Raw genomic sequence first — 22,253 nt, 5'->3', positions numbered from 1 at the left:
TTCTTTGCCGGAGGTGCTCCGATGCGCAGGCCCGCTTTCTACAGCCGTTCGCCCCGCACGCCGCCACCGGCCGCAACGGATGCGGCCGATCAGGCGGACGCGCCGGCATCGCCTGACGCAGCGCAGGCGGCCGATGCCGGCAGCGCCCTGCAGGCCGCGCCGGTGAAGAAAGCCGGCTGGCAACCCGGGCGCCGCAGCTTCGCCTTGCTCGTCGTGCTGTCGGCCGCGCTGGTCGGCGGTGCCATCTGGGCGCCGCGCCCCGGTGCCAAGGCCCTCACCCAGAAAGACATCGACGCGGCGGTGCTTCGCACGCTGCAGACCAACACCCTGCCCTCGCCCGCGGCCAAGGCGGCCGACATCATCCGGCCCTCGGTGGTGCGCGTGGTGAGCTACGGCGAGGAAAAGAACACCCCCGAGGCCAAGACGCAGAAGCGCGGGCGCAACGTGGCCAAGGGCAAGCCGCCCGAGGCACCCAACGACGGCGGCCCCACCGGCGAGGTGGAGCGCGGCGTGGGCACGGGCGTGGTGATCGTCGACAAGGGCGTGATCCTCACCAACCTGCACGTGGTCGCGGGCGCGGACAAGATCAAGGTCACTTTCTACGACGGCCTGGAGGCCGTGGCCACCATCACCGGCGTGCAGCCCGAGAACGACCTGGCGGTGCTGCAGGCGCAGAAGGTGCCCGACGACCTCATTCCGGCCACCATGCGTTCCACCGCCGACCTGCGCCCGGGCGACCAGGTGGCCGCGGTGGGCTTTCCGTTCGGCATCGGGCCGTCGGTGTCGGCCGGCGTGGTGTCGGGGCTGAAGCGCTCGTTCCGCTCGCCCGAAGGCAAGCAGGAGCTGGGCAACCTGATCCAGTTCGACGCCGCGGCCAACCCCGGCAATTCGGGCGGGCCGCTCATCAACATGGACGGCGAGGTGCTGGGCATCGTCACCGCCATCCTCAACCCCACGCAGCAGCGCACCTTCATCGGCATCGGCTTCGCGGTGCCCATCGAGAACGCGGCTTCGGCGGCGGGTTCGCCACCTTTCTGATCTTTCTTTTCCGCCCTTCTTCCCCGCACTCCTTTCCTCTACGAAAGCCCTTCGCATGAGCACAGAGACCCCCAGCAGCACCTTCGCCACGCCCGTCGCCACCGCAGAGTTGATGGAGCAGATCCTCTACGAGGTCAAGCGCGTGGTGGTCGGGCAAGACCGCTTCCTGGAGCGCGTGATGGTCGCCATGCTCGCGGGCGGCCACCTGCTGGTCGAAGGCGTGCCGGGGCTGGCGAAGACGCTCACCATCAAGACGCTGGCCGACACGGTGCGCGGGCATTTCAAGCGCATCCAGTTCACGCCCGACCTGGTGCCGGCCGACCTGGTGGGCACGCGCATCTACAACCAGAAGACGGGCGAGTTCAGTACCTCGCTGGGCCCGGTGTTCGCCAACCTGCTGCTGGCCGACGAAATCAACCGCGCGCCGGCCAAGGTGCAGAGCGCGCTGCTCGAGGTGATGCAGGAACGCCAGGTCACCATCGCGGGCGAAACGCACAAGGTGCCGCGCCCCTTCCTGGTGATGGCCACGCAGAACCCCATCGAGACCGAAGGCACCTACCCGCTGCCCGAGGCGCAGGTCGACCGCTTCATGATGAAGGTGCTGGTCGACTACCCCACCGACGAGGAAGAGTTCGTGATCGTGCAGCGCGTGATCGGCCCGCCGGTGGAAGCCACCGCGGTCGCGACCACCGAGCAGCTTGCCGCGCTGCAGGCCGAGGCCCGCCGCGTGTACGTCGACCCTTCGCTCATCCAGTACGCGGTGAAGCTGGTGTCGGCCACGCGCACGCCCGAGAAGCACGGCCTGAAGGACCTGCGCCGCTTCATCACCTTCGGCGCCAGCCCGCGCGCGAGCATCAGCCTGACCGAAGGCGCGCGCGCGCTGGCCCTGCTGCGCGGACGCAGCTATGCGCTGCCCGAGGACATGACCGCGCTGGTGCCCGACGTGCTGCGCCACCGCGTGACGCTGTCTTACGAAGGCCTGTCCGAGGGGCTCACGCCCGACGGCCTGGTCGAGAAGATCATGCGTGCGGTTCCCGCCCCTCCCAAGCCACTCGAACATGAAAAGCTGGTGGCGTAAGGCCCCCGCGGCCGCGAACGACGAACGGCTCGCTGCGGAAGCGGCCGTGGCCGGCGGCGCCGAGCGCGCGCTGCGCAGGCTCGAATGGACCGTCATTCGCCGACTCGACGGACTGCTGCAGGGCGACTACCGCACGCTGATGCGCGGCGCCGGCCTCGACCTTGCCGACCTGCGCGAATACCAGCACCACGACGACGTGCGCCACATCGACTGGAACGTCACCGCGCGGCTGCAGACGCCCTATGTGCGCGTGTTCACCGAAGACCGCGAGATGGCCGCCTGGTTCGTACTCGACCTCAGCCGCTCGGTCGACTTCGGCTCGGGCCTGAAGGCCAAGCGCGAGATTTCGGCCGGCTTCGTCGGCGTGCTCGCGCGGCTGCTCACGCGGCACGGCAACCGGGTCGGCGCGCTGGTGTACGGCAAGGACCTCGAGGCGGTGATTCCGCCGCGCAGCGGTCGCCGCCATGTGCTGCACCTGCTGCACGCCATGGAAAAGCGCGCCGAAAAAGCCGAGGCGGCGCCCACGCAAAAAGGCATGACGCGGCTGGACGACCTGCTGAAATCGGCCGCTAACCTGATGCCGCGGCGCTCCACCGTGTTCGTGGTGTCCGACTTCCTGAGCGAGCCCGGCTGGGAACGCCCGCTGGGGCAGCTGGTGCAGCGCCATGAAGTAATTGCCGTGCGCCTGTTCGACCCGCTCGAGCTCGAGCTGCCCGACCTCGGCCTGGTGCCGCTGCGCGACGCCGAGACCGGCGAGCAGCTGTGGGTCGACACGCATGACAGCGGCTTTCGCAAGCGCTTCGCCAAACTGGCGGCCGAGCGCGAGAGCACGCTGCGCGCCTCGCTGGCCAAGGCCGGCGTCGACGCGCTGGAGCTGTCGACCAGCGACGACCTGGTCGAGGCCATCGTTCGTTTTGCCGATCTGCGCAAGCGCCGCACGCGCATCGGCTCCGCAGGTGTGAAGGCGGTGGCAGCATGACCTTTCTCTGGCCTCAATTCCTCTGGCTGCTGGCGGCGTTGCCGCTGCTGGTGTTGCTCTACATCTGGCTGATCCGCCGCAAGAAGAAGATGGCGGTGCGCTACGCCAGCCTGTCGATCGTGCGCGAGGCCATGGGCACCGGGCAGAGCCTGCGGCGGCACATTCCGCCGCTGCTGTTCCTGCTGGCCATGGCAGCGATGCTGGTCGCCGCCTCGCGGCCCATGGCGGTGGTGGTGCTGCCGTCGAACCAGCAGACCATCATCCTGGCGATGGACGTGTCGGGCAGCATGCGCGCGGCCGACGTGCTGCCCAACCGGCTGGTGGCCGCGCAGGAGGCGGCCAAGAGCTTCATCAAGGACCTGCCGCGCAGCGTGAAGGTGGGCATCGTCGCCTTCGCGGGCAGCGCGCAGGTGGCGCAGCTGCCCACCACCAACCACGAAGACCTGGTGACCGCCATCGACAGCTTCCAGCTGCAGCGCGCCACGGCCACGGGCAACGCCATCGTGGTGTCGCTGGCCACGCTGTTCCCCGACGCGGGGCTGGACGTGGAGCAGTTCAGCGCGCCCAGCCGCCAGCGCGGCGCGGCCATCGACTCGTCGGAGAAGAAGCTCAAGGACTTCACGCCCGTGGCGCCTGGCTCGTTCACCTCGGCCGCCGTCATCATGCTGACCGACGGCCAGCGCACCACGGGCGTGGACCCGCTGGACGCGGCCAAGGCCGCGGCCGACCGCGGCGTGCGCATCTACACGGTGGGCGTGGGCACGGTCGACGGCGAGACCATCGGCTTCGAGGGCTGGTCGATGCGCGTGCGGCTCGACGAAGATACGCTCAAGGCCATCGCCAACAAGACCAACGCCGAGTACTTCTACGCCGGCACCGCGAGCGACCTGAAGAAGGTCTACGAAACGCTGAGCTCCAAGCTCACCGTGGAGAAGAAGGAAACCGAGATCTCCGCGCTGTTCGCGTTGGGCGCGGCGGTGCTGACGCTGCTGTCGGCGGGGCTGTCGCTGCTGTGGTTCAACCGGATCCTGTGACCTTGTAGAGGCCCGGCCAAGCTCGGGGCTTCAGGCCTTCAGGCTTTTTGAATGGCCTGGAGGCCCTCGAGCACCTCGCGCAGTATTTCCTCGGACAGCACCTCGTCGTCCACCGCGCGCGCGAGCACCACGCCGCCGTACATCGCCGCGAGCATGCGGATCGCGTCACCGCGCGCATTCTTCTTCGTGCGCCACGGAAAGTTGCGCGTGAAGCGGTCGATGACGGATTTCAGGTACGCCGTCAACGACGCGCCGACGCCCGAGGTGCCCTCCGCCTGGCCCGCGAAGGCCGCCACCAGGCAGCCTTCGGCGCGCGCGTCTCGGTGCTCGTGGCTCAGGTAGTCGCGCACGTAGGCACGCATGCGCTCGGGCGATTCGCCGGCCTCGTCGAGCTCCACCAGCGCACCGGCGGCGGAGTGCGTGATGCACTCGGCCATCAGCGCCTCCTTCGAGTCGAAGTGGTTGTAGAAGGGCCCGTGCGTGAGGCCGGTGGCCTTCATGATTTCGCTCACGCTCACGCCGAAGCCGCGCTCCTTGAACAGGCGCGAGGCCTCGGACAGGATCTTCTGGTGCTTTTCGGCGGTTTCCGCTGCGGGGTATCGCATGTGACCTCTTTCCGTTCCCGGGTACTTCGAACACTGGCTTGACGCTAAGCATGATAGCCATCATGCTTCGACCTGCCAAACATGATGGTCATCATGCTTAAACCGGCAATGACCTGGCAACGAGCCGGCAACGACCCGGATGTCTTCCTGAACCCACCTCTGAATGGAATCGAAATGAGCGAACAAGCAACCCTCGGCACCGCCGTCGTCACCGGCGCCTCGGCCGGCCTGGGCAAGATCTACGCGGACCGCCTGGCCCGCCGCGGGTACGACCTGCTGCTGGTGGCCCGCCGCGGCGACCGGCTCGACGAAGTGGCCGCCTCGCTGCGCGCCGAACACGGCGTGAAGGTGCAGACGCTGGTGGCCGACCTGGGCGCCGCCGCCGACCTGGAACGCGTGGCGCAGGTGGTGGCCACCGACCCCGCCATCACCCTGCTGGTGAACAACGCCGGCACTTCCACGCTGGCGCCCGTGGCGCAAACCTCGAACGCGCAGATGCAGCAGATGCTCGACGTGAACATCGTGGCGCTGGCCCGCCTGAGCCACGCCGTGCTGCCCGCCTTCAAGGCGCGCAACCGGGGCACGCTGGTCAACATCGGCTCGGTGCTGGGCTTTCACACGCTGCCCATCAGCAGCATCTACAGCGGCACCAAGGCCTTCGTGGTCGCGTTCACGCGCGGGCTGCAGGACGAAGTGGGCGGCACCGGCGTGAAGGTGCAGCTGGTGCTGCCGGCAGCCACCGCCACCGACATCTGGGAGCTCTCGGGCGTGCCGATGTCGAACCTGGCCGAAGGCACCATCATGGCCGCCGAACACTGCGTGGACGCCGCGCTGGCCGGGCTGGACCTGGGCGAGCCGATCACGCTGCCGTCGGTGAACGACGCCGCGCTGCTCGCCACCTTCGTGGATGCCGGCGCCAAGCTGTTCGGCGCGTCGCAGAACGGCAAGCCGGCGGCGCGCTATTCGGTGACGTCCTGAGTCACTGAGTCACTGAGTCACTGAATCAGTGAATCACTGAATCACTGAGTCGCTGGATCCCTGGGTCGCCTGCGCTTCCATCGCGGCCTTCACCGCCGCGATGGCCGCGTAGTCCGGCGACTTCACCGCGCCGATGCCGCCCAGGAACAGGTCGGCCACGATGGGCGCGATGGCCGCGTGGTCGAGCCGGCCGTTGGGCTTCATCCAGGTGAACATCCAGTTGATCATGCCGAACAGCAGCATGGTCAGCGGCTTGGCCAGGTCGTCGCTGGGCGCGCCGGGGCGCAGCGCGGACACCGCGCGCGCAAAGCCCGCGACCACCTCGCGCTCCTTGTCGAGCACGCGCTCGCGGTCGGCTTCTTCCAGAAAGCGCACGTCGTCGGTCAGCACGCGGTGCGCGTCCTGCGCGCCGGCGTACTCCTCCACGATGCGGTAGATGAAGCGGCGCAGGCGCTCCTCGTCGGTCTGCGTCGAGGCCTCTTCCTCGGCCACCAGCGCCGCCAGCTTGGACACGTGCGTCTCGGCGATGCTGATCAGCAGGCTGCTCTTGTCCTTGTAGTAGTGATACAGCGTGGCCTTCGAGAGCCCGCAGGCCTCGGCCACCTGGTTCATGGAAGTGGCCGGGTAGCCGCTGCGCGCGAACAGCTGCGCGGCCTGCGCCAGGATCAGTTCACGCTGGTCGTCGTAGGTGGCGGATCTTCCACGCGGCATCGGGTCGGTTTCCTGGGTTCGGTGGTTGGGTGGTCGGGTGGTTCGTTTGCCGAGGGCGGCGCGCGATCTTGCACGAAGCGCGGGCGGCTTCAGCCTTTCGCGCCCACGCCTTCGCTCACACCCACGCCTTCACCTTCAGCTTCACCGCGCTTCGTCGCGATGAGCGAGCGCACGTCCGTGCGCGGCAGGCTCGGCCGGTCGGCCTCCACCTGCGCGAGCGGCGCCACCTCGCGCAGGCTCGCCAGGCTGCGCACGGTGAGCGCCTGGTAGGTCTGCGTGCCTTCCAGCTTCCAGGCGATCTCGTCGTCGGTCAGTTCGCGCTTCACCTTGGCCGGAATGCCCGCCACCAGCGAGCGCGCCGGCACCTTCATGCCCGCGGGCACGAAGGCGCAGGCCGCGACGATGGCCTTCTCGCCGATCTCGGCCTCGTCCATCACCACCGCGTTCATGCCCACCAGTGCGTCGCGCCGCACGATGCAGCTGTGCAGGATGGCGCCGTGCCCGATGTGGCCGTTGACCTCCACCACCGTGTCGTTCTCGGGAAAGCCGTGGATGCAACAGTGGTCCTGCACGTTGGAGCCCTCCTCCAGCACGATGCGGCCGAAGTCGCCGCGCAGGCTGGCGCAGGGGCCCACATAGCAGTGCGGGCCGACGATCACGTCGCCGATGAGCACGGCCGTGGGGTGCACGTAGGCGCTGGGGTGGACGACGGGAATCACGCCGTCGATGGCATAGCTGGGCATTCGGTCTCCTTTTGTTCGTGGGCGCGCGGGGTCGGCGGCTGGCGATTGGCCCACGGCCTAGGGTTTGCCCTAAACCGCTCCCGCTTGTGCCGGCATCGAGGTCGATCCTAAAATCAACCGAACGGTCGGTCAATAGTGTTTGCACGTTGGCCACGCCTCCCACAAGGATGAAAGAGACACGCATGACTGAGCCTTTGGTACTCATCAGCAACGCCGGCGCGGTGCGCACGCTGAGCCTGAACCGCCCCGCGGCGCTCAACAGCTTCACCACCGGGCTGCATGCCGAGCTGCTGGCCGCCCTCGAATCGGCGGCCGGCGACGAGAGCGTGCGCTGCGTGGTGCTCACCGGCGCCGGCCGCGCCTTCTGCGCGGGCCAGGACCTGGCCGACCCTTCGGTCGCGCCCGACCCCACGCCCGGTGCCGCCCCCAAGGACCTGGGCCACGTCATCTCCACCTACTACGCCCCGCTGGTCGCGCGCCTGCGCTCGATGCCGGTGCCCGTGGTCGCGGCCGTGAACGGCGTGGCCGCCGGCGCGGGCGCCAACCTGGCGCTGTGCTGCGACCTGGTGGTGGCGGGCCGCTCGGCCAGCTTCATCCAGGCCTTCACCAAGATCGGCCTAGTGCCCGACACCGGCGGCACCTGGCTGCTGCCGCGCCTGGTGGGCTCGGCGCGCGCGCTGGGCATCGCGTTGCTGGGCGACAAGCTGGCCGCCGAAGAAGCGGCGCGCATCGGCCTCATCTGGCAGTGCGTGGACGACGCGGCCCTGGCCGAAACGGCCGCCGCCCTCGCCACCAGGCTGGCCGGCATGCCCACCCGCGCCCTGGTCGCCACGCGCCAGGCGATGGCCGCCGCGCAGCACATGGACCTGGACACGGCGCTGGCCGAAGAAGCCCGCCTGCAGCGCGACATGGGCAGTGCCGCCGACTACCGCGAAGGCGTGGAAGCCTTCCGCGCCAAGCGCGCCCCCGTTTTCAAGGACCGTTGATGACCGACACGTCTTCCGTCACCCGCACCCCGCAGCAGACCGCCGAGTACGTGCGCGACGGCATGTTCGCCAACGACAACGCCACCCAGGGCCTGGGCATGCGCATCGTCGAGGTCGGACCCGGCCAGGCCACGCTGGAAATGCGCGTGCGCCCCGACATGCTCAACGGCCACGCCACCTGCCACGGCGGCTTCATGGCCACGCTGGCCGACTCGACCTTCGCCTTCGCCTGCAACTCGTACAACGAGCTGACGGTGGCCTCGGGCTTTTCCATCGACTTCATCGCCCCGGCGCGCGAGGGCGACGTGCTCACCGCGCGCTGCCACGAGGTGTCCAAGGCCGGGCGCACCGGCGTGTACGACACCGAAATCACCAACCAGCGCGGCGAGCGCATCGCGATGTTCCGCGGCCGCTCGTACACGGCCAAGGGCCGTCCCGCTGTCGCAGCCTGAGGAGACAAAGCCCATGACCGTGAAACGCCCCGCCCCCGGCGACCTCGACCCCATCGAAACCGCCAGCCGCGACGAGATCGCCGCGCTGCAGCTCACGCGCCTGCGCGCCACGCTGCAGAACGCCTACGACAACGTGCCCCACTACCGCAAGGCCTTCGATGCCAAGGGCGTGCAACCCGGCGACCTGAAGTCGCTGGCCGACCTGTCGAAGTTCCCGTTCACGGTGAAGAGCGACCTGCGCGACAACTACCCCTTCGGCATGTTCGCCGTGCCGCGCGAGAAGGTCGCGCGCATCCACGCCTCCTCGGGCACCACCGGCAAGCCGACCGTGGTCGGCTACACGCTGAAGGACATCGACACCTGGGCCGACCTGGTGGCGCGCTCCATCCGCGCGGCGGGCGGGCGGCCGGGCGACATGATCCATGTGTCTTACGGCTACGGCCTGTTCACCGGCGGCCTGGGCGCGCACTACGGCGCCGAGCGCGCGGGCTGCACCGTCATCCCGATGTCGGGCGGGCAGACCGAGAAGCAGGTGCAGCTCATCCAGGACTTCAAGCCGAACATCATCATGGTCACGCCCAGCTACATGCAGGTGATCATCGAGCAGTTCGAGCGCCAGGGCCTGGACGCCAAGGACAGCTCGCTGCAGGTCGGCATCTTCGGCGCCGAGCCCTGGACCGAGGCCATGCGCCGCGACATCGAGGCCAAGGCCGGGCTGGACGCGGTCGACATCTACGGCCTCTCCGAAGTGATGGGCCCGGGCGTGGCCAGCGAATGCGTGGAGAGCAAGGACGGCCCCGTCATCTGGGAAGACCACTTCTACCCCGAGATCATCGACCCCGAGACGGGCGAGCTGAAGGCCGACGGCGAAGAGGGGGAGCTCGTCTTCACCTCGCTGAGCAAGGAGGCCATGCCCATCGTGCGCTACCGCACGCGCGACCTCACGCGCCTCTTGCCGCCCACCTCGCGCGCGTTCCGCCGCATGGGCAAGATCGTCGGGCGCAGCGACGACATGATGATCATCCGCGGCGTCAACGTGTTCCCCACGCAGGTCGAAGAGATCGTGCTCGCGCACCAGGCGCTCTCGGGCCTGTACCAGGTGCACGTGAGCCGCGCGGACAAGCTCGACCAGGTCGAGGTGCACTGCGAGCTCAATGCGGCCGACGCCGCCGCGGCCGACCGCGCGGCCATCGGCGAATGGGTGCAGCACCGCGTGAAAACGCTCATCGGCATCTCCACGCGCGTGGTGGTGCACGCGCCCAACGAGATGGAACGCACCCAGACCGGCAAGGCGCGCCGCGTGATCGACACGCGCCCGCGCTGAACGCGCCCCCCCAACACTCACCCAAAGGACACGCACATGTACACCCAGGCCATGGACACCATGGGCAAGGACGCAGGCGACGGCAAGCAGAAAGCCGTGCGTTCGGCCGAGGAAATGCAGCTCGAGCAGCGCTTCGACGCGCACATCGACGCGGGCGACTTCATCGAGGCGAAAGACTGGATGCCCGAGCACTACCGCAAGACGCTGGTGCGCCAGATCAGCCAGCACGCGCACTCCGAAATCGTGGGCATGCTGCCCGAGGGCAACTGGATCAGCCGCGCGCCCACGCTCAAGCGCAAGGCCATCCTGCTGGCCAAGGTGCAGGACGAAGGCGGCCACGGCCTCTACCTGTACGCCGCCGCCGAAACCTTGGGCACCTCGCGCGACCAGATGTTCGACGCGCTGCACACCGGCAAGGCCAAGTACAGCTCGATCTTCAACTACCCCACGCTCACCTGGGCCGACATGGGCACCATCGGCTGGCTGGTCGATGGCGCGGCCATCATGAACCAGGTGCCGATCTGCCGCTGCTCGTACGCCCCCTACGCGCGCGCCATGATCCGCATCTGCCGCGAGGAAAGCTTTCACCAGCGCCAGGGCTATGAAGCGCTGCTGACGATGATGAAGCAGGGCACCGAGGCGCAGAAGGCGATGGTGCAGGACGCGGTCAACCGCTGGTGGTGGCCCTCGATCATGATGTTCGGCCCGCCGGACGACCAGTCGCCCAACAGCGCGCAGTCGATGCGCTGGGGCATCAAGCGCTTCAGCAACGACGAGCTGCGCCAGAAGTTCATCGACGCCACCGTCGAGCAGGCCGCCATCCTGGGCGTGACGCTGCCCGACCCCGACCTGAAGTGGAACGAAGAGCGCCAGGCGCACGACTTCGGCACCATCGACTGGAGCGAGTTCTGGCGCGTGATCGGCGGCGACGGCCCCTGCAACCGCGAGCGCCTGCAGGCCCGCGTCGATGCCTGGGACGACGGCGCCTGGGTGCGCGAAGCCGCCATGGCCCACGCCAACAAACAACCGATGAAGGAAGCAGCATGAGCACCGAAGCAAAACAAGAATGGCCCCTGTGGGAAGTGTTCGTGCGCAGCAAGGCCGGCCTGGACCACAAGCACTGCGGCAGCCTGCACGCGGCCGATTCGAAGATGGCGATCCAGATGGCGCGCGACGTGTACACGCGCCGCCAGGAAGGCAGCAGCATCTGGGTGGTGCGCTCCGAGCAGATCGTGGCCAGCGACCCGGGCGAGAAGGACATGTACTTCGACCCGGCCGAAGACAAGGTCTACCGCCACCCGACCTTCTACGCGCTGCCCAAGTCCGTGGACCACATGTGAGCGGCCGTTGACGGGAACATCATGCAAGCATCGATCGAACTGAACCGCACGCCCGCCGTGCAGTACCTGCTGCGCATCGGCGACACCTGCCTCGTGCTCGCGCAGCGCCTGGGTGAATGGTGCGGCCATGCGCCCGTGCTCGAAGAAGACATCGCCATGGCCAACATCGCGCTGGACCTCGTGGGCCAGGCGCGCGCGCTGCTCACGCACGCGGGCAAGCTCGAAGGCGCGGGCCGGGAACACGACGAAGACCAGCTCGCCTACCTGCGCAACGAGCGCGACTACTTCAACCTCACCATCGCCGAGCTGCCGCGCGGCGACTTCGCCTTCGCCGTGGTGCGCAACACCATGGTGTCCACCCTGCTCAAGCTGCTGTGGCAGCGCCTGGCCACGTCGAGCGACGCCGAAGTGGCCGCCATTGCCGGCAAGGCCGTGAAGGAAGCGCGCTACCACCAGCAGCACTCCGCCGACTGGGTGGTGCGACTGGGCGACGGCACCGAAGAGTCGCGCCGCCGCACCGAAAAGGCACTGAAGCAGCTGTGGCTCTACATGCCCGAGCTGTTCGAGAGCGACGCGGTGGAAACCGAAGCCAGCGCCAGCGGCCTGGGCCCGGCCTGGAGCGAACTGCGCGCGCCGTGGCTCGCCGAAATGCAGCAGGTGCTCGACGCGGCCGGCCTCGCCGCGCCCAAGGAAGCCGCCTTCCGCAGCACCGGCAAGCAAGGCGTGCACAGCGAGCACATGGGCTTCATATTGGCCGAGATGCAGCACCTGCAGCGCAGCTTCCCCGGAGGCGTGTGGTGAACGACCACACCATGACCGCGTCGCGCGTCGATGCCGCATGGGCGGTGCTGCACACGGTGCTCGACCCCGAGGTGCCGGCCGTGTCGGTGTGCGACCTGGGCATCGTGCGCGAGGTGATCGAGCACGACGACGGCCTCGAGGTCGTGCTCACGCCCACCTACTCGGGCTGCCCCGCGACCGAGGCCATCGAGCACGACGTGCTGGCCGCCATCGAGCAGGCCGGCCTGGGCCGCGCGCGCGCCACGCTGCGCCGCGCACCCGCGTGGTCGAGCGACTGGATCAGCGAGGCGGGCCGCGCCAAGCTCAAGGCCTACGGCATCGCGCCGCCGGCCCACCTGACGCCCGAGGCCGCCGCCGGCACGCCCATGCCGATCAAGCTGTTCGGGCGCATCGCCGGCGAGCGCATCGCCTGCCCGCGCTGCGCCAGCGAGCGCACCGAGCGACTGTCGGCCTTCGGCTCCACGGCCTGCAAGGCGCTGTACCGCTGCATGGCCTGCCGCGAGCCTTTCGAACACTTCAAGCCGATCTGAGTTTCACGATGTCCACGATGAGCACCCTTTTCCATCCCCTGCGCGTGAAGGCCGTAGAGCCCGACACGGCCGAGGCCGTCATCGTCTCCTTCGACGTGCCCGGCGAGCTGCAGCAGGTCTTCGGCTTCACGCAGGGCCAGTACCTCACGCTGCGCAAGGACATCGACGGGCAGGACCTGCGCCGCTCGTATTCCATCTGCGCCGGCATCGACGACGGCGAGCTGCGCGTGGGCGTGCGCAAGGTGCGCGGCGGCGTGTTCTCCAACTGGATCAACGCGCACCTGCAACCCGGCGACGAGGTGCAGGTGATGGCGCCGCAGGGCCGCTTCTTCGTGCCCATCGAGGCGCAGGCCGCGCGCCACCATGTCGGCATTGCCGGCGGCAGCGGCATCACGCCCATCCTGTCGATCATGAAGACCGTGCTGGCGCGCGAGCCGCAAAGCCGCTTCACGCTGATCTACGGCAACCGCCAGCTGCAGTCCACGATGTTCAAGGAAGAAATCGAGGACCTGAAGAACCGCTACATGACGCGCCTGGTGCTGCAGCACGTGTTCTCCGACGAGCACACCGACTCGCCGCTGGGCTTCGGCGTGATGAACCGCGAGAAGATCGGCGAGTTCCTGCGCAGCGTGGTGCCGGCCGCGCAGATCGACCACGTGTACGTGTGCGGCCCGTTCCAGATGAACGACGAGGCCGAGGCCGCGCTGCTCGCAGCGGGCGTGCCCGAGGAACGCATTCACATCGAGCGCTTCGGCGTGGCGCTGCCTTCGGCAACCTCGGCGACCCAGGTCGGCGCCGTGGTGCACGAAGCCTTGCCCGGCGACGCCAAGCAGGCGCGCATCACCATCGTGCGCGACGGACTGCAGCGCGAAATCACTTTCACCGAAGGCCAGCCCAGCATCCTCGACGCGGCCTCGGCGGCCGGGCTCGAGGTGCCTTTCTCGTGCACCTCGGGCGTGTGCGGCACCTGCCGCGCCAAGTGCGTTGACGGGGAAGTCCGCATGGAAAGAAACTTCGCGCTCGACAAGAATGAGGTGGCCGCGGGTTTCGTACTGACCTGCCAGGCACATCCGATCACTGAACGCGTCACGCTGTCGTTCGACGAGCGCTGAGATACTTCAGGCCTCAACCTTCATTTCAACCCGGAGACAAACCAACCATGAAATTCTTCAAGCCCCTGCTGATTGCCGCCCTGTGCGCCACGGCCCTGTCGGCCTGGGCCGACGTCAACGTCGGCGTGACCATCTCGGCCACCGGCCCGGCAGCTTCGCTGGGCATCCCCGAGAAGAACACCATCTCGCTGATGCCCAAGACGATCGGCGGGCAGAAGATCAACTACATCGTGCTCGACGACGCGTCGGACACCACCGCGGCCGTGAACAACACGCGCAAGCTCATCGCGGAAAACAAGGTCGACGTGATCCTGGGCTCGACCACCACGCCGGCCTCGCTCGCCATGATCGACGTGGCCAGCGAAGCGCAGACGCCCATGATCTCGGTGGCCGCGTCGGCCCGCATCATCGAGCCGATGGACGCCAAGAAGAAGTGGGTGTTCAAGACGCCGCAGAACGACATCATGATGTCGCTGGCCATCGCCGAGCACATGGCCGGCAACGGCGTGAAGACCGTGGCCTTCATCGGCTTCTCCGACGCCTACGGCGAAGGCTGGTCGCAGGAATTCGCCAAGGCCGCCGAGCTGAAGAAGATCAAGATCGTGGCCAACGAGCGCTATGCGCGCACCGACACCTCGGTGACGGGCCAGGCACTGAAGATCATGTCCGCCAAGCCCGACGCGGTGCTGGTCGCCGGCTCGGGCACGCCCGCCGCGCTGCCGCAGAAGACGCTGAAGGAACGCGGCTTCACCGGCAAGATGTACCAGACCCACGGCGTGGCCAACGCCGACTTCCTGCGCGTGGGCGGCAAGGACGTGGAAGGCACCTTCCTGCCAGCCGGCCCCGTGCTGGTGGCCGACCAGCTGCCCGCCGCCAACCCGGTGAAGAAGTCCGCGCTCGCCTACGTGGCGGCCTATGAAGCGGCCTACGGCAAGGGCTCGACCTCGACCTTCGGCGGCCACGCCTGGGACGCCGGCCTGCTGATGACCGCGGCCGTGCCGGTCGCGCTGAAGAAGGCACAGCCGGGCACGCCCGAGTTCCGCGCCGCGCTGCGCGACGCGCTCGAGCAGACCAAGGACGTGGCCGGCGCGCACGGCGTGTTCAACATGACCGCGGCCGACCACCTGGGCCTGGACCAGCGCGCCCGCGTGATGGTGAAGATCGAGAACGGCGCCTGGAAATACCAGCCCTGAGTTCCCGTCCTCTCTCCCTCCCCCGCTGGGGGAGGGCCGGGGTGGGGGCCGACGGCATTCGATGCCGCGCAGCCCTGAAGGCCGCGCGTGCCCCCATTCCAACCTTCCCCCAGAAAGGGAAGGAGCCAGGCAGCAACACCGGTTGATTGCGCCTGCAGCTCCCACTGACTCGCTACAAGGGCCGAGCCCGAAGGTTTTATATGGATTCGCAGATTGCCCTGTTGCTGGGGCAGGACGGCATCGTGAACGGCGCGGTCTACGGACTGATGGCGCTGGCACTGGTGCTGGTGTTTTCGGTCACGCGCGTGATCTTCATCCCGCAGGGCGAGTTCGTCGCCTTCGGCGCACTGTCCATGGCCATGCTGCAGACCGGCCGCGTGCCGGCCACGCTGTGGCTGCTGCTGGCGCTGGCCGCGGCGGTGCTGGTGGTGGAGTTCTGGCGCTGGAAGCGCGGCGCAGTGGTCGACTGGGCCTCCGCGCTCGCATGGTGCGTGGTGCTGCCGGCGGCGGCCGCCGCGCTGGTGCTGCTGCTCAAGCCCACGTCCATGACGGGGCAGACGCTGACCACGCTCGTTCTCATCATGCCGCTGGGCCCGCTGCTCTATCGCCTGGCCTACCGGCCGCTGGCGGATGCCAACGTGCTGATGCTGCTCATCGTCTCGGTCGCGCTGCACGGCGTGCTGGTCGGCCTGGGCCTGCTGTTCTTCGGTGCCGAAGGTTCGCGCACCGCGGCGTTTTCGGACGCGCGCTTCGACATCGGCGGCATCCCGGTCAGCGGGCAGTCGCTGGTGGTGGTGGGCGTCACGCTGCTGCTGGTGATTGCCATGTTCCTGTTCTTCGGGCGCTCCATGGTCGGCAAGGCGCTGCGCGCCACTGCCATCAACCGCGTGGGCGCGCGGCTCTCGGGCATTCCGACGGAGCTGTCGGGCGACCTGAGCTTTGCACTGGCGGCGCTCATCGGCGCCATCTCGGGACTGCTGATCGCGCCCATCACCACGGTGTATTACGACACCGGCTTTCTCATCGGCCTGAAGGGCTTCGTGGCGGCCATCGTCGGCGGCCTCGCCAGCTACCCGCTGGCATTGGCCGGCGCGCTGCTGGTCGGCCAGCTCGAGGCCTTCGCCTCTTTCTGGGCCAGCCCCTTCAAGGAGGTGCTGGTCTTCACCCTGATCATTCCCGTGCTGTGGTGGCGTTCGCTCAACAGCCATCATGTGGAGGACGAGGAATGAGCGCGTCTTCGAACCCCGTTGCCGTGAACACCCCGCCCGAAGGCAAGCCGCTGGTCACGCCGCGCCAGCTCACGCTGGCATGCGTGGTGCTGCTGGCGCTGGCCTGGGGCTTCCTGCCCGAATTCACCGTGTCGGTGCTCGCCAACATCGGCCTGTACGCGCTGGTGGCCGCCGGCCTCGTCATGCTGACCGGCGTGGGCGGCATGACCTCCTTCGGCCAGGCCGCCTTCGTCGGCATGGGCGCGTATGCCACCGCGTGGATCTGCACCTCGCCCGTGGCCGCGGGCTGGCTGGGCGCGGCGGCGAGCCCCGCGCTGCTGCCATGGGCCGGCCTGCTGCTGGGCCTGGTCTTCACCTTCGCGCTGGCCTGGATGCTGGGCGCGGTCACGCTCAAGCTGCAGGGCCACTACCTGCCGCTGTGCACCATCGCCTGGGGCCTGAGCCTGTACTACCTGCTGGGCAACATGGAGTTCCTGGGCGGGCAGACCGGCATCACCGGCGTGCCGCCGCTGGTCATCGCGGGCGTGTCACTGGCCACGCCGCGCATGCTGGGCGTGGTGATCTGGGCGGTGCTGCTGCTGGCGCTGTGGGCGCTGCACAACCTGCTCGACTCGCGCGAAGGCCGCGCCATCCGCGCGCTCAAGGGCGGGCGGCTCATGGCCGAGTCGATGGGTGTCGACACGGCGCGCCACCGCATCAAGCTCTTCGTGCTGGCCGCGCTGCTGGCGGCGGTGTCGGGCTGGCTGTACGCGCACATGCAGCGCTTCGTGAACCCGACGCCCTTCAACCTGAACATCGGCATCGAGCTCTTGTTCATGGCGGTGGTCGGCGGCGCGGGCCACCTGTGGGGCGCGGTGCTGGGCGCCACGCTGATCACGCTGCTGAAAGAGAAGCTGCAAGACCTGCTGCCCGCGCTGCTGGGCACCAGCGGCAACTTCGAGGTGATCGTGTTCGGCCTGCTGATGCTGTTCGTGCTGCAGCGCTTCTCCGACGGCCTGTGGCCCACGGTGGCGCGGCTGGCGAGCCGCTGGGTGCGCGCCGTGCCCAAGCCGGCGGGCGCCGGGCCCGTGGTGTCTACACAGGCACAGCTGGCGCAGCGCACGCTGCCCGCCACCGGCACGCTGCTGCTGCAGGCCGACACCGTGAGCAAGCGCTTCGGCGGCCTGGTGGCGAACAACGAAATCTCCATGACGCTGAAGGCCGGGGAGATCCACGCCCTCATCGGCCCGAACGGCGCCGGCAAGAGCACCTTCTTCAACATGATCTCCGGCGTGGACGACCCGAGCTCGGGCGAAGTGCGCCTGGTGGGCGAGGCCATGTCGGGCAAGCCCTCGCGTGCCTTCGCCGCGCGCGGCCTGGGCCGCACCTTCCAGCACGTGCGCCTGCTGGGGCAGCGCAGCGTGCTCGAGAACGTGGCGCTCGGCGCCCACCTGCGCGCCAGGCGCGGCTGGCTCGCTGCCGCCCTGCGGCTCGACCGCCCGGAAGAAGCCGCGCTGATGGCCGAGGCCCGCAAGCAGATCGAACGCTGCGGCCTGGGCGCGCATGCCGACACGCCCGCCGCGTCGCTCTCGCTGGGGCAGCAACGCGTGGTCGAGATCGCCCGCGCGCTGGCCGGCCAGCCTTCGGTGCTGCTGCTGGACGAACCCGCCGCCGGCCTGCGCCATCTTGAAAAACGCGCCCTCTCGGTGCTGCTGAGCCAGCTGCGCGCCGAAGGCCTGGGCATCCTGGTGGTGGAGCACGACATGGAGTTCGTGATGAACCTGGCCGACCGCATCACGGTGCTCGAGTTCGGCACCGTCATCGCCACCGGCACGCCGGCCGAAGTGCAGGCCAACCCGCGCGTGCTCGAGGCCTACCTGGGCGGCGCCGACGACGAACTGCTGGAAGACGCACGATGAGCCACCCCCTGCTTCAACTCGACGCGTTCTGCGTCGCCTACCGCACCGTCGAAGCGGTGCACAGCGTGCGTCTGCAGGTGAACGAAGGCGAGATCGTCACCGTCATCGGCCCCAACGGCGCGGGCAAGACCACGCTGCTGTGCGCGGCCATGGGCCTGCTGCCTTCCACCGGCCAGCTCTCGCTGAACGGCGAGCGCATCGCGCGCCCCGGCGTGGAAACCATGGTGGCGCGCGGCGTGGCCCTGGTGCCCGAGCGGCGCGAGCTGTTCGGCGAGATGTCGGTCGAAGACAACCTGCTGCTCGGCGGCTTCTACCAGTGGCGCAAGGGCAAGCGCGACCAGCGCGCGCGCATGGACGAGATCTTCGAGATCTTTCCGCGACTGAAGGAACGCCGCCCGCAGATGGCCTCCACGCTCTCGGGCGGCGAGCGCCAGATGCTGGCCATCGGCCGCGCGCTGATGGCGCGCCCGCGCCTGCTGATGCTCGACGAACCCTCGCTGGGCCTGGCGCCGCTGGTGGTGCGCGAAGTGCTGCGCGTGGTGTCGCAACTGCGCACGCACGGCGTGTCGGTGCTGCTGGTGGAGCAGAACGCGCGCGCCGCGCTGCAGGTGGCCGACCGCGCCTACGTGCTCGAAATGGGCGCCGTGGCGCTCGAAGGCAAGGCACGCGACCTGCTGCACGACCAGCGGATCATCGATACGTACCTGGGCATCGGCAAGAAAGAGTGACCCGGTTTTTCTCCCTCCCCTTCCGGGGGAGGGTTGGGGTGGGGGCACGCGGCGCCCGACAACGCACTGCGCCGAACCAGTGCCGCTTGCCCCCATCCCCGCCTTCCCCCAGAGGGGGAAGGAGCAAGGCAACACACCGTCAAAGGACACACGCACCATGACCACCACCCTCCAAAGCTACATCGCCGGCCGCTGGATCGGCCAGCAGGCGGCCCAGCAGCTGCGCAGCGCCGTCAACGGTCAGCCCGTGGCCAGCACGCACGCCGAGGCCATCGACTTCGCCGAGGCGCTGCAGTACGCGCGCCGCACCGGCATTCCGGCGCTCATGGCGCTCGACTTCCAGCAGCGCGCCGAGCGCCTGAAGGCGCTGGCCAAGTACCTGGCCGCGAACAAGGAAACGCTCTACGCCATCTCGGCCCACACCGGCGCCACGCGCGCCGACAGCTGGATCGACATCGAAGGCGGCGCGGGCACGCTGAGCGCCTACGCAGGCATCGGCACCAACGAGCTGCCCTCGGGCAACCTGGTGCACGAAGGCCCGGCCTTTGCGCTCGGCAAGAAGGGCGGCTTCGCGGGCACGCACATCCTGGTGCCGCGCGGCGGCGTGGCGGTGCACATCGACGCGTTCAACTTTCCGGTGTGGGGCCTGCTCGAGAAGTTCGCGCCCAGCTTCCTCGCGGGCATGCCCTGCATCGGCAAGCCGGCCACGGCCACCAGCTACCTCACCGAGGCGCTGGTGCGGCTCATCGTGCAATCGAACATCCTGCCCGCGGGCAGCCTGCAGCTGGTCATCGGCAGCACGGGCGACCTGCTCGACCGGCTCGAAGGACCCGACGTGGTCACCTTCACCGGCTCGGCCGACACCGCCGCCCGGCTGCGCGTGAACCCGAACCTGGTGCGCCAGTCGATTCCGTTCAACGCCGAGGCCGACTCGCTGAACTGCGCCATCCTGGCGCCCGACGTCACGCCCGACGACGAGGAGTTCGACCTCTTCGTGAAGGAAGTGGCGCGCGAGATGACCATCAAGGCCGGCCAGAAGTGCACCGCCATTCGCCGCGCGATCGTGCCGCGCCAGCACCTGGACGCGGTGGCCGAGCGGCTGCGCGCGCGGCTGGCCAAGATCGTCACCGGCGACCCGTCGCGCGAAGACGTGCGCATGGGCGCCCTGGCCTCGCGCGACCAGCAGGCCGACGTGGCCGAGCGTGTCGCCACCCTGCTGCAGGGGGCCGAGCTGGTGTACGGCGAGCGCGACGGCTTCTCGCCCGTGGGCGACGGCGTGGCCGAAGGCGCGTTCTTCGCGCCCACGCTGCTGCTGAGCCGCAAGCCGCTCGAACACGACGCGGCGCACGACGTGGAGGCCTTCGGGCCCGTCAGCACCTTGATGCCCTACGACGGTATCGACGAAGCGCTGGCGCTCGCCGCCCGCGGCCGCGGCAGCCTCGTGGGCACGCTGGTCACGCGCGACCCCGCCATCGCGGCCAAGGCCATTCCGGTGGCCGCCGCGTGGCACGGCCGCCTGCTGGTGCTCGACCGCGAGGCAGCGGCCGAATCGACCGGCCACGGCTCGCCGCTGCCGCAGCTGAAGCACGGCGGCCCCGGCCGCGCGGGCGGCGGCGAAGAGCTGGGCGGCCTGCGCGCGGTGAAGCACTACCTGCAGCGCGCCGCGGTGCAGGGCTCGCCCACCATGCTGGCCGCCGTGACCGGCGAGCACGTGCGCGGCGCGGCCGTGCGCGAGAGCGAGGTGCACCCCTTCCGCCGCTACTTCGAAGACCTGCGCGTGGGCGATTCGCTGCTCACGCACCGCCGCACCGTGGGCGAGGCCGACATCGTCGCCTTCGGCGGGCTGTCGGGCGACTACTTCTACATGCACTTCGACGAGATCGCCGCGAAGGCGTCGCCCTTCGGCAAGCGCATCGCGCACGGCTACTTCGTGCTGTCGGCCGCCGCGGGGCTGTTCGTGTCGCCGGCGCCGGGCCCGGTGCTGGCCAACTACGGGCTGGACACGCTGCGCTTCACCAAGCCGGTGGGCATCGGCGACACCATTCGCGCGCGCCTGACCTGCAAGCGCAAGATCGACCGCAACAAGAAGGACGCCAGCGGCCAGGGCCAGGGCGTGGTGGCCTGGGACGTGGAAGTGACCAACCAGGACGGCGAGCTGGTCGCCAGCTACGACATCCTGACGCTGGTGTCGAAGAAACCCGACGCGCCGAGCGCCTGATGGGCCGCAGGGCTGGCAAGGCCGTGTAAATTCGGCCGCCATGCTCTTCTGGTTCCAGCTCTTCCTGTTCGTCGCCGGCACGGCCGCGCTGCTGTATGTGTCGCGCGGCCCGCTGAGCCAGCCCGGCTCGCACGGCTTCTACCGCTTTTTCGCGTGGGAGTGCATGCTGGTGCTGATCGTGCTGAACCTGCCCACGTGGCACGACGACCCGTTCTCGCCGAAGCAGATCGTCTCCTCGGTGTTCTTCGTGCTGTCGATCTGGCTGCCCATCCACGCGGTGCGCCTGCTGAAGGCCGTGGGCAAGCCCACCGAGGCGCGCAACGACGACCCCGCGCTCTACGGCTTCGAGAAGACCTCGTCGATCGTGAAGACCGGCGCCTTCCGCTACATTCGCCACCCCATGTACACGGCGTTGCTGCTGCTGGCGTGGGGCGCCTTCCTGAAGCAGTTCACCTGGCTCACGCTGGCGCTGGTGCTGGCGGCCACGGTGCTGCTCTTTTTGACGGCGCTGCGCGACGAGCAGGAGTGCATCGCGCACTTCGGCGACGACTACCGCGCGTACATGCGCGGCACGCGGCGCTTCATTCCTTTCGTGCTCTAGCAAGCGCGGCGCGTGCCGCACGCGTAGCACGCGCCTTGCACGCAACCTTGCGGGATGCTGACCCGGCCGATCAGGTTGCGTTCAGTCGATGCTCCTAGCATCCGCGCATGCTCCTCGCACGCGTTCGACGGTTCGCCGCCAGCCACCACACCCTGTGGTGCGTGCTGGGCATGCTGCTGATTCTTCTGCAGCCCTTCATCGCGGTGCACTTTCGCTGCGACGGCCTGGAAGACGAGCCCATGCTGCGCGTGCGCAGCCTGAGCGACACCGTGCAGTTCGAGGCCGACGACCGCGCCGACCATCCGGCCGACCACGAGACCACCGTGTTCGCGCAGGCACCCGCGAGCATCGACCACCCCGACGCCTTCGACTTCGCCCTCGGCGGGCTGCTGGCCATGGTGCTGGCGATGCTGCCGTTGGTGCTGGCGGTGGCGCGGCTTGCGGTGCCGATCGTGCGCGAGGCGCCCGAGCGGGTGCCGTTCCTCGGCGGCGCACCGCCCCCCTCGGCGCCCTGGCGGCGCCTGCCGCCCACCGCGGCCCCACCTTCGGCCGCCTGAGAAGCGATTTCGACGCCGCCGTGCGTCGACAGCGCCTGCGCCTGCCGCGCCAACCTGCGCGTTGCCGCCCCTGTCTGCACCGTATCGCGCAGGCTGTGTGACGGCGGCGTGACGGCTG

At 69.1% G+C, this 22,253-nt stretch carries 23 protein-coding genes; 20 read left to right on the top strand and 3 right to left on the bottom strand.

The window, feature by feature from the left end:
* Positions 1-21 precede the first annotated feature (21 nt).
* Genes AB6807_RS18225 through AB6807_RS18210 form a run of 4 tightly spaced genes read left to right on the top strand, consistent with a single transcriptional unit; the run spans position 22 to position 4,129 of the window.
* Positions 22-1,038 (top strand): S1C family serine protease, encoded by a 1,017-nt coding sequence (locus AB6807_RS18225; protein WP_371085626.1) that lies wholly within the window; start codon positions 22-24, stop codon positions 1,036-1,038.
* Positions 1,039-1,093: 55 nt separating this feature from the next.
* Positions 1,094-2,116, top strand: a complete 1,023-nt coding sequence (locus tag AB6807_RS18220) for a MoxR family ATPase (RefSeq protein ID WP_116908452.1) — start codon at positions 1,094-1,096, stop codon at positions 2,114-2,116.
* Positions 2,097-3,095, top strand: coding sequence for a DUF58 domain-containing protein (locus AB6807_RS18215; protein WP_116908453.1), 999 nt, complete (start codon positions 2,097-2,099; stop codon positions 3,093-3,095). The genes AB6807_RS18220 and AB6807_RS18215 overlap by 20 nt, the downstream gene beginning before the upstream one ends.
* Positions 3,092-4,129, top strand: coding sequence for a VWA domain-containing protein (locus AB6807_RS18210; RefSeq protein ID WP_116908454.1), 1,038 nt, complete (start codon positions 3,092-3,094; stop codon positions 4,127-4,129). The genes AB6807_RS18215 and AB6807_RS18210 overlap by 4 nt, the downstream gene beginning before the upstream one ends.
* Before the next feature lie 38 nt (positions 4,130-4,167).
* Here AB6807_RS18210 and AB6807_RS18205 read toward each other — a convergent pair whose 3' ends face one another.
* On the bottom strand, positions 4,168-4,734 hold the full coding sequence (locus AB6807_RS18205; RefSeq protein WP_371085625.1) for a TetR/AcrR family transcriptional regulator: 567 nt from the start codon (positions 4,732-4,734) through the stop codon (positions 4,168-4,170).
* 174 nt (positions 4,735-4,908) lie between these two features.
* Here AB6807_RS18205 and AB6807_RS18200 point away from each other — a divergent pair, with 174 nt between their 5' ends.
* On the top strand, positions 4,909-5,712 hold the full coding sequence (locus tag AB6807_RS18200; RefSeq protein ID WP_371085624.1) for an SDR family NAD(P)-dependent oxidoreductase: 804 nt from the start codon (positions 4,909-4,911) through the stop codon (positions 5,710-5,712).
* A 33-nt stretch (positions 5,713-5,745) separates the two neighbouring features.
* On the opposite strand, the gene AB6807_RS18195 is transcribed toward AB6807_RS18200, so the two are convergent.
* Both AB6807_RS18195 and AB6807_RS18190 read right to left on the bottom strand, forming a co-directional pair.
* Positions 5,746-6,423, bottom strand: a complete 678-nt coding sequence (locus AB6807_RS18195) for a TetR/AcrR family transcriptional regulator (protein ID WP_371085623.1) — start codon at positions 6,421-6,423, stop codon at positions 5,746-5,748.
* A gap of 89 nt (positions 6,424-6,512) precedes the next feature.
* Entirely contained in the window at positions 6,513-7,166 is a 654-nt protein-coding gene (locus AB6807_RS18190; protein ID WP_371085622.1) for a phenylacetic acid degradation protein PaaY, read from the bottom strand.
* Between the two features lie 182 nt (positions 7,167-7,348).
* On the opposite strand from AB6807_RS18190, the gene AB6807_RS18185 reads away from it, so the two are divergent.
* From AB6807_RS18185 to AB6807_RS18115, 15 genes are all read left to right on the top strand, one after another.
* Positions 7,349-8,152: an enoyl-CoA hydratase-related protein gene (locus AB6807_RS18185; RefSeq protein ID WP_371085621.1), complete on the top strand. Its 804-nt coding sequence runs from the start codon at positions 7,349-7,351 to the stop codon at positions 8,150-8,152.
* A complete protein-coding gene (gene paaI, locus AB6807_RS18180) occupies positions 8,152-8,604 on the top strand; it encodes a hydroxyphenylacetyl-CoA thioesterase PaaI (protein WP_371085620.1) in 453 nt (150 codons plus the stop codon). Before AB6807_RS18185 ends, paaI begins: the two co-directional genes overlap by 1 nt.
* Before the next feature lie 13 nt (positions 8,605-8,617).
* Complete coding sequence (gene paaK, locus AB6807_RS18175) at positions 8,618-9,928, top strand: phenylacetate--CoA ligase PaaK (protein WP_371085619.1); 1,311 nt, start codon at positions 8,618-8,620, stop codon at positions 9,926-9,928.
* A gap of 36 nt (positions 9,929-9,964) precedes the next feature.
* The gene (paaA, locus tag AB6807_RS18170) at positions 9,965-10,975 is read left to right on the top strand and encodes a 1,2-phenylacetyl-CoA epoxidase subunit PaaA (protein ID WP_116908461.1); all 1,011 of its coding nucleotides are present in this window, start codon (positions 9,965-9,967) and stop codon (positions 10,973-10,975) included.
* Positions 10,972-11,268: a 1,2-phenylacetyl-CoA epoxidase subunit PaaB gene (gene paaB / locus AB6807_RS18165; protein ID WP_116908462.1), complete on the top strand. Its 297-nt coding sequence runs from the start codon at positions 10,972-10,974 to the stop codon at positions 11,266-11,268. Before paaA ends, paaB begins: the two co-directional genes overlap by 4 nt.
* 21 nt (positions 11,269-11,289) lie before the next feature.
* Entirely contained in the window at positions 11,290-12,069 is a 780-nt protein-coding gene (paaC, locus tag AB6807_RS18160) for a 1,2-phenylacetyl-CoA epoxidase subunit PaaC (protein ID WP_116908463.1), read from the top strand.
* An 11-nt stretch (positions 12,070-12,080) separates the two neighbouring features.
* Positions 12,081-12,599, top strand: a complete 519-nt coding sequence (gene paaD, locus AB6807_RS18155; protein ID WP_116908576.1) for a 1,2-phenylacetyl-CoA epoxidase subunit PaaD — start codon at positions 12,081-12,083, stop codon at positions 12,597-12,599.
* Between the two features lie 17 nt (positions 12,600-12,616).
* Positions 12,617-13,711, top strand: a complete 1,095-nt coding sequence (gene paaE / locus AB6807_RS18150; protein ID WP_371085618.1) for a 1,2-phenylacetyl-CoA epoxidase subunit PaaE — start codon at positions 12,617-12,619, stop codon at positions 13,709-13,711.
* A gap of 47 nt (positions 13,712-13,758) precedes the next feature.
* Positions 13,759-14,904: an ABC transporter substrate-binding protein gene (locus AB6807_RS18145; RefSeq protein WP_116908465.1), complete on the top strand. Its 1,146-nt coding sequence runs from the start codon at positions 13,759-13,761 to the stop codon at positions 14,902-14,904.
* 200 nt (positions 14,905-15,104) lie between these two features.
* Positions 15,105-16,133, top strand: coding sequence for a branched-chain amino acid ABC transporter permease (locus AB6807_RS18140; RefSeq protein ID WP_116908466.1), 1,029 nt, complete (start codon positions 15,105-15,107; stop codon positions 16,131-16,133).
* Positions 16,130-18,031 carry an ATP-binding cassette domain-containing protein gene (locus tag AB6807_RS18135; protein WP_371085617.1) on the top strand — a complete coding sequence of 634 codons (1,902 nt, stop codon included), beginning with the start codon at positions 16,130-16,132 and terminating at the stop codon, positions 18,029-18,031. The genes AB6807_RS18140 and AB6807_RS18135 overlap by 4 nt, the downstream gene beginning before the upstream one ends.
* Entirely contained in the window at positions 18,028-18,759 is a 732-nt protein-coding gene (locus AB6807_RS18130; RefSeq protein ID WP_116908468.1) for an ABC transporter ATP-binding protein, read from the top strand. Before AB6807_RS18135 ends, AB6807_RS18130 begins: the two co-directional genes overlap by 4 nt.
* Before the next feature lie 157 nt (positions 18,760-18,916).
* Complete coding sequence (gene paaZ / locus AB6807_RS18125; protein WP_371085616.1) at positions 18,917-20,977, top strand: phenylacetic acid degradation bifunctional protein PaaZ; 2,061 nt, start codon at positions 18,917-18,919, stop codon at positions 20,975-20,977.
* 40 nt (positions 20,978-21,017) lie between these two features.
* Positions 21,018-21,578 (top strand): isoprenylcysteine carboxylmethyltransferase family protein, encoded by a 561-nt coding sequence (locus AB6807_RS18120; RefSeq protein ID WP_371085615.1) that lies wholly within the window; start codon positions 21,018-21,020, stop codon positions 21,576-21,578.
* 107 nt (positions 21,579-21,685) lie between these two features.
* Positions 21,686-22,135 carry a hypothetical protein gene (locus AB6807_RS18115; protein WP_116908472.1) on the top strand — a complete coding sequence of 150 codons (450 nt, stop codon included), beginning with the start codon at positions 21,686-21,688 and terminating at the stop codon, positions 22,133-22,135.
* Positions 22,136-22,253 lie beyond the last annotated feature (118 nt).

The sequence above is a fragment of the Variovorax sp. RCC_210 genome (assembly GCF_041355175.1).
Taxonomy (GTDB): Bacteria; Pseudomonadota; Gammaproteobacteria; order Burkholderiales; family Burkholderiaceae_C; genus Variovorax.
This window is presented reverse-complemented; position numbering and strand designations above follow the sequence as displayed.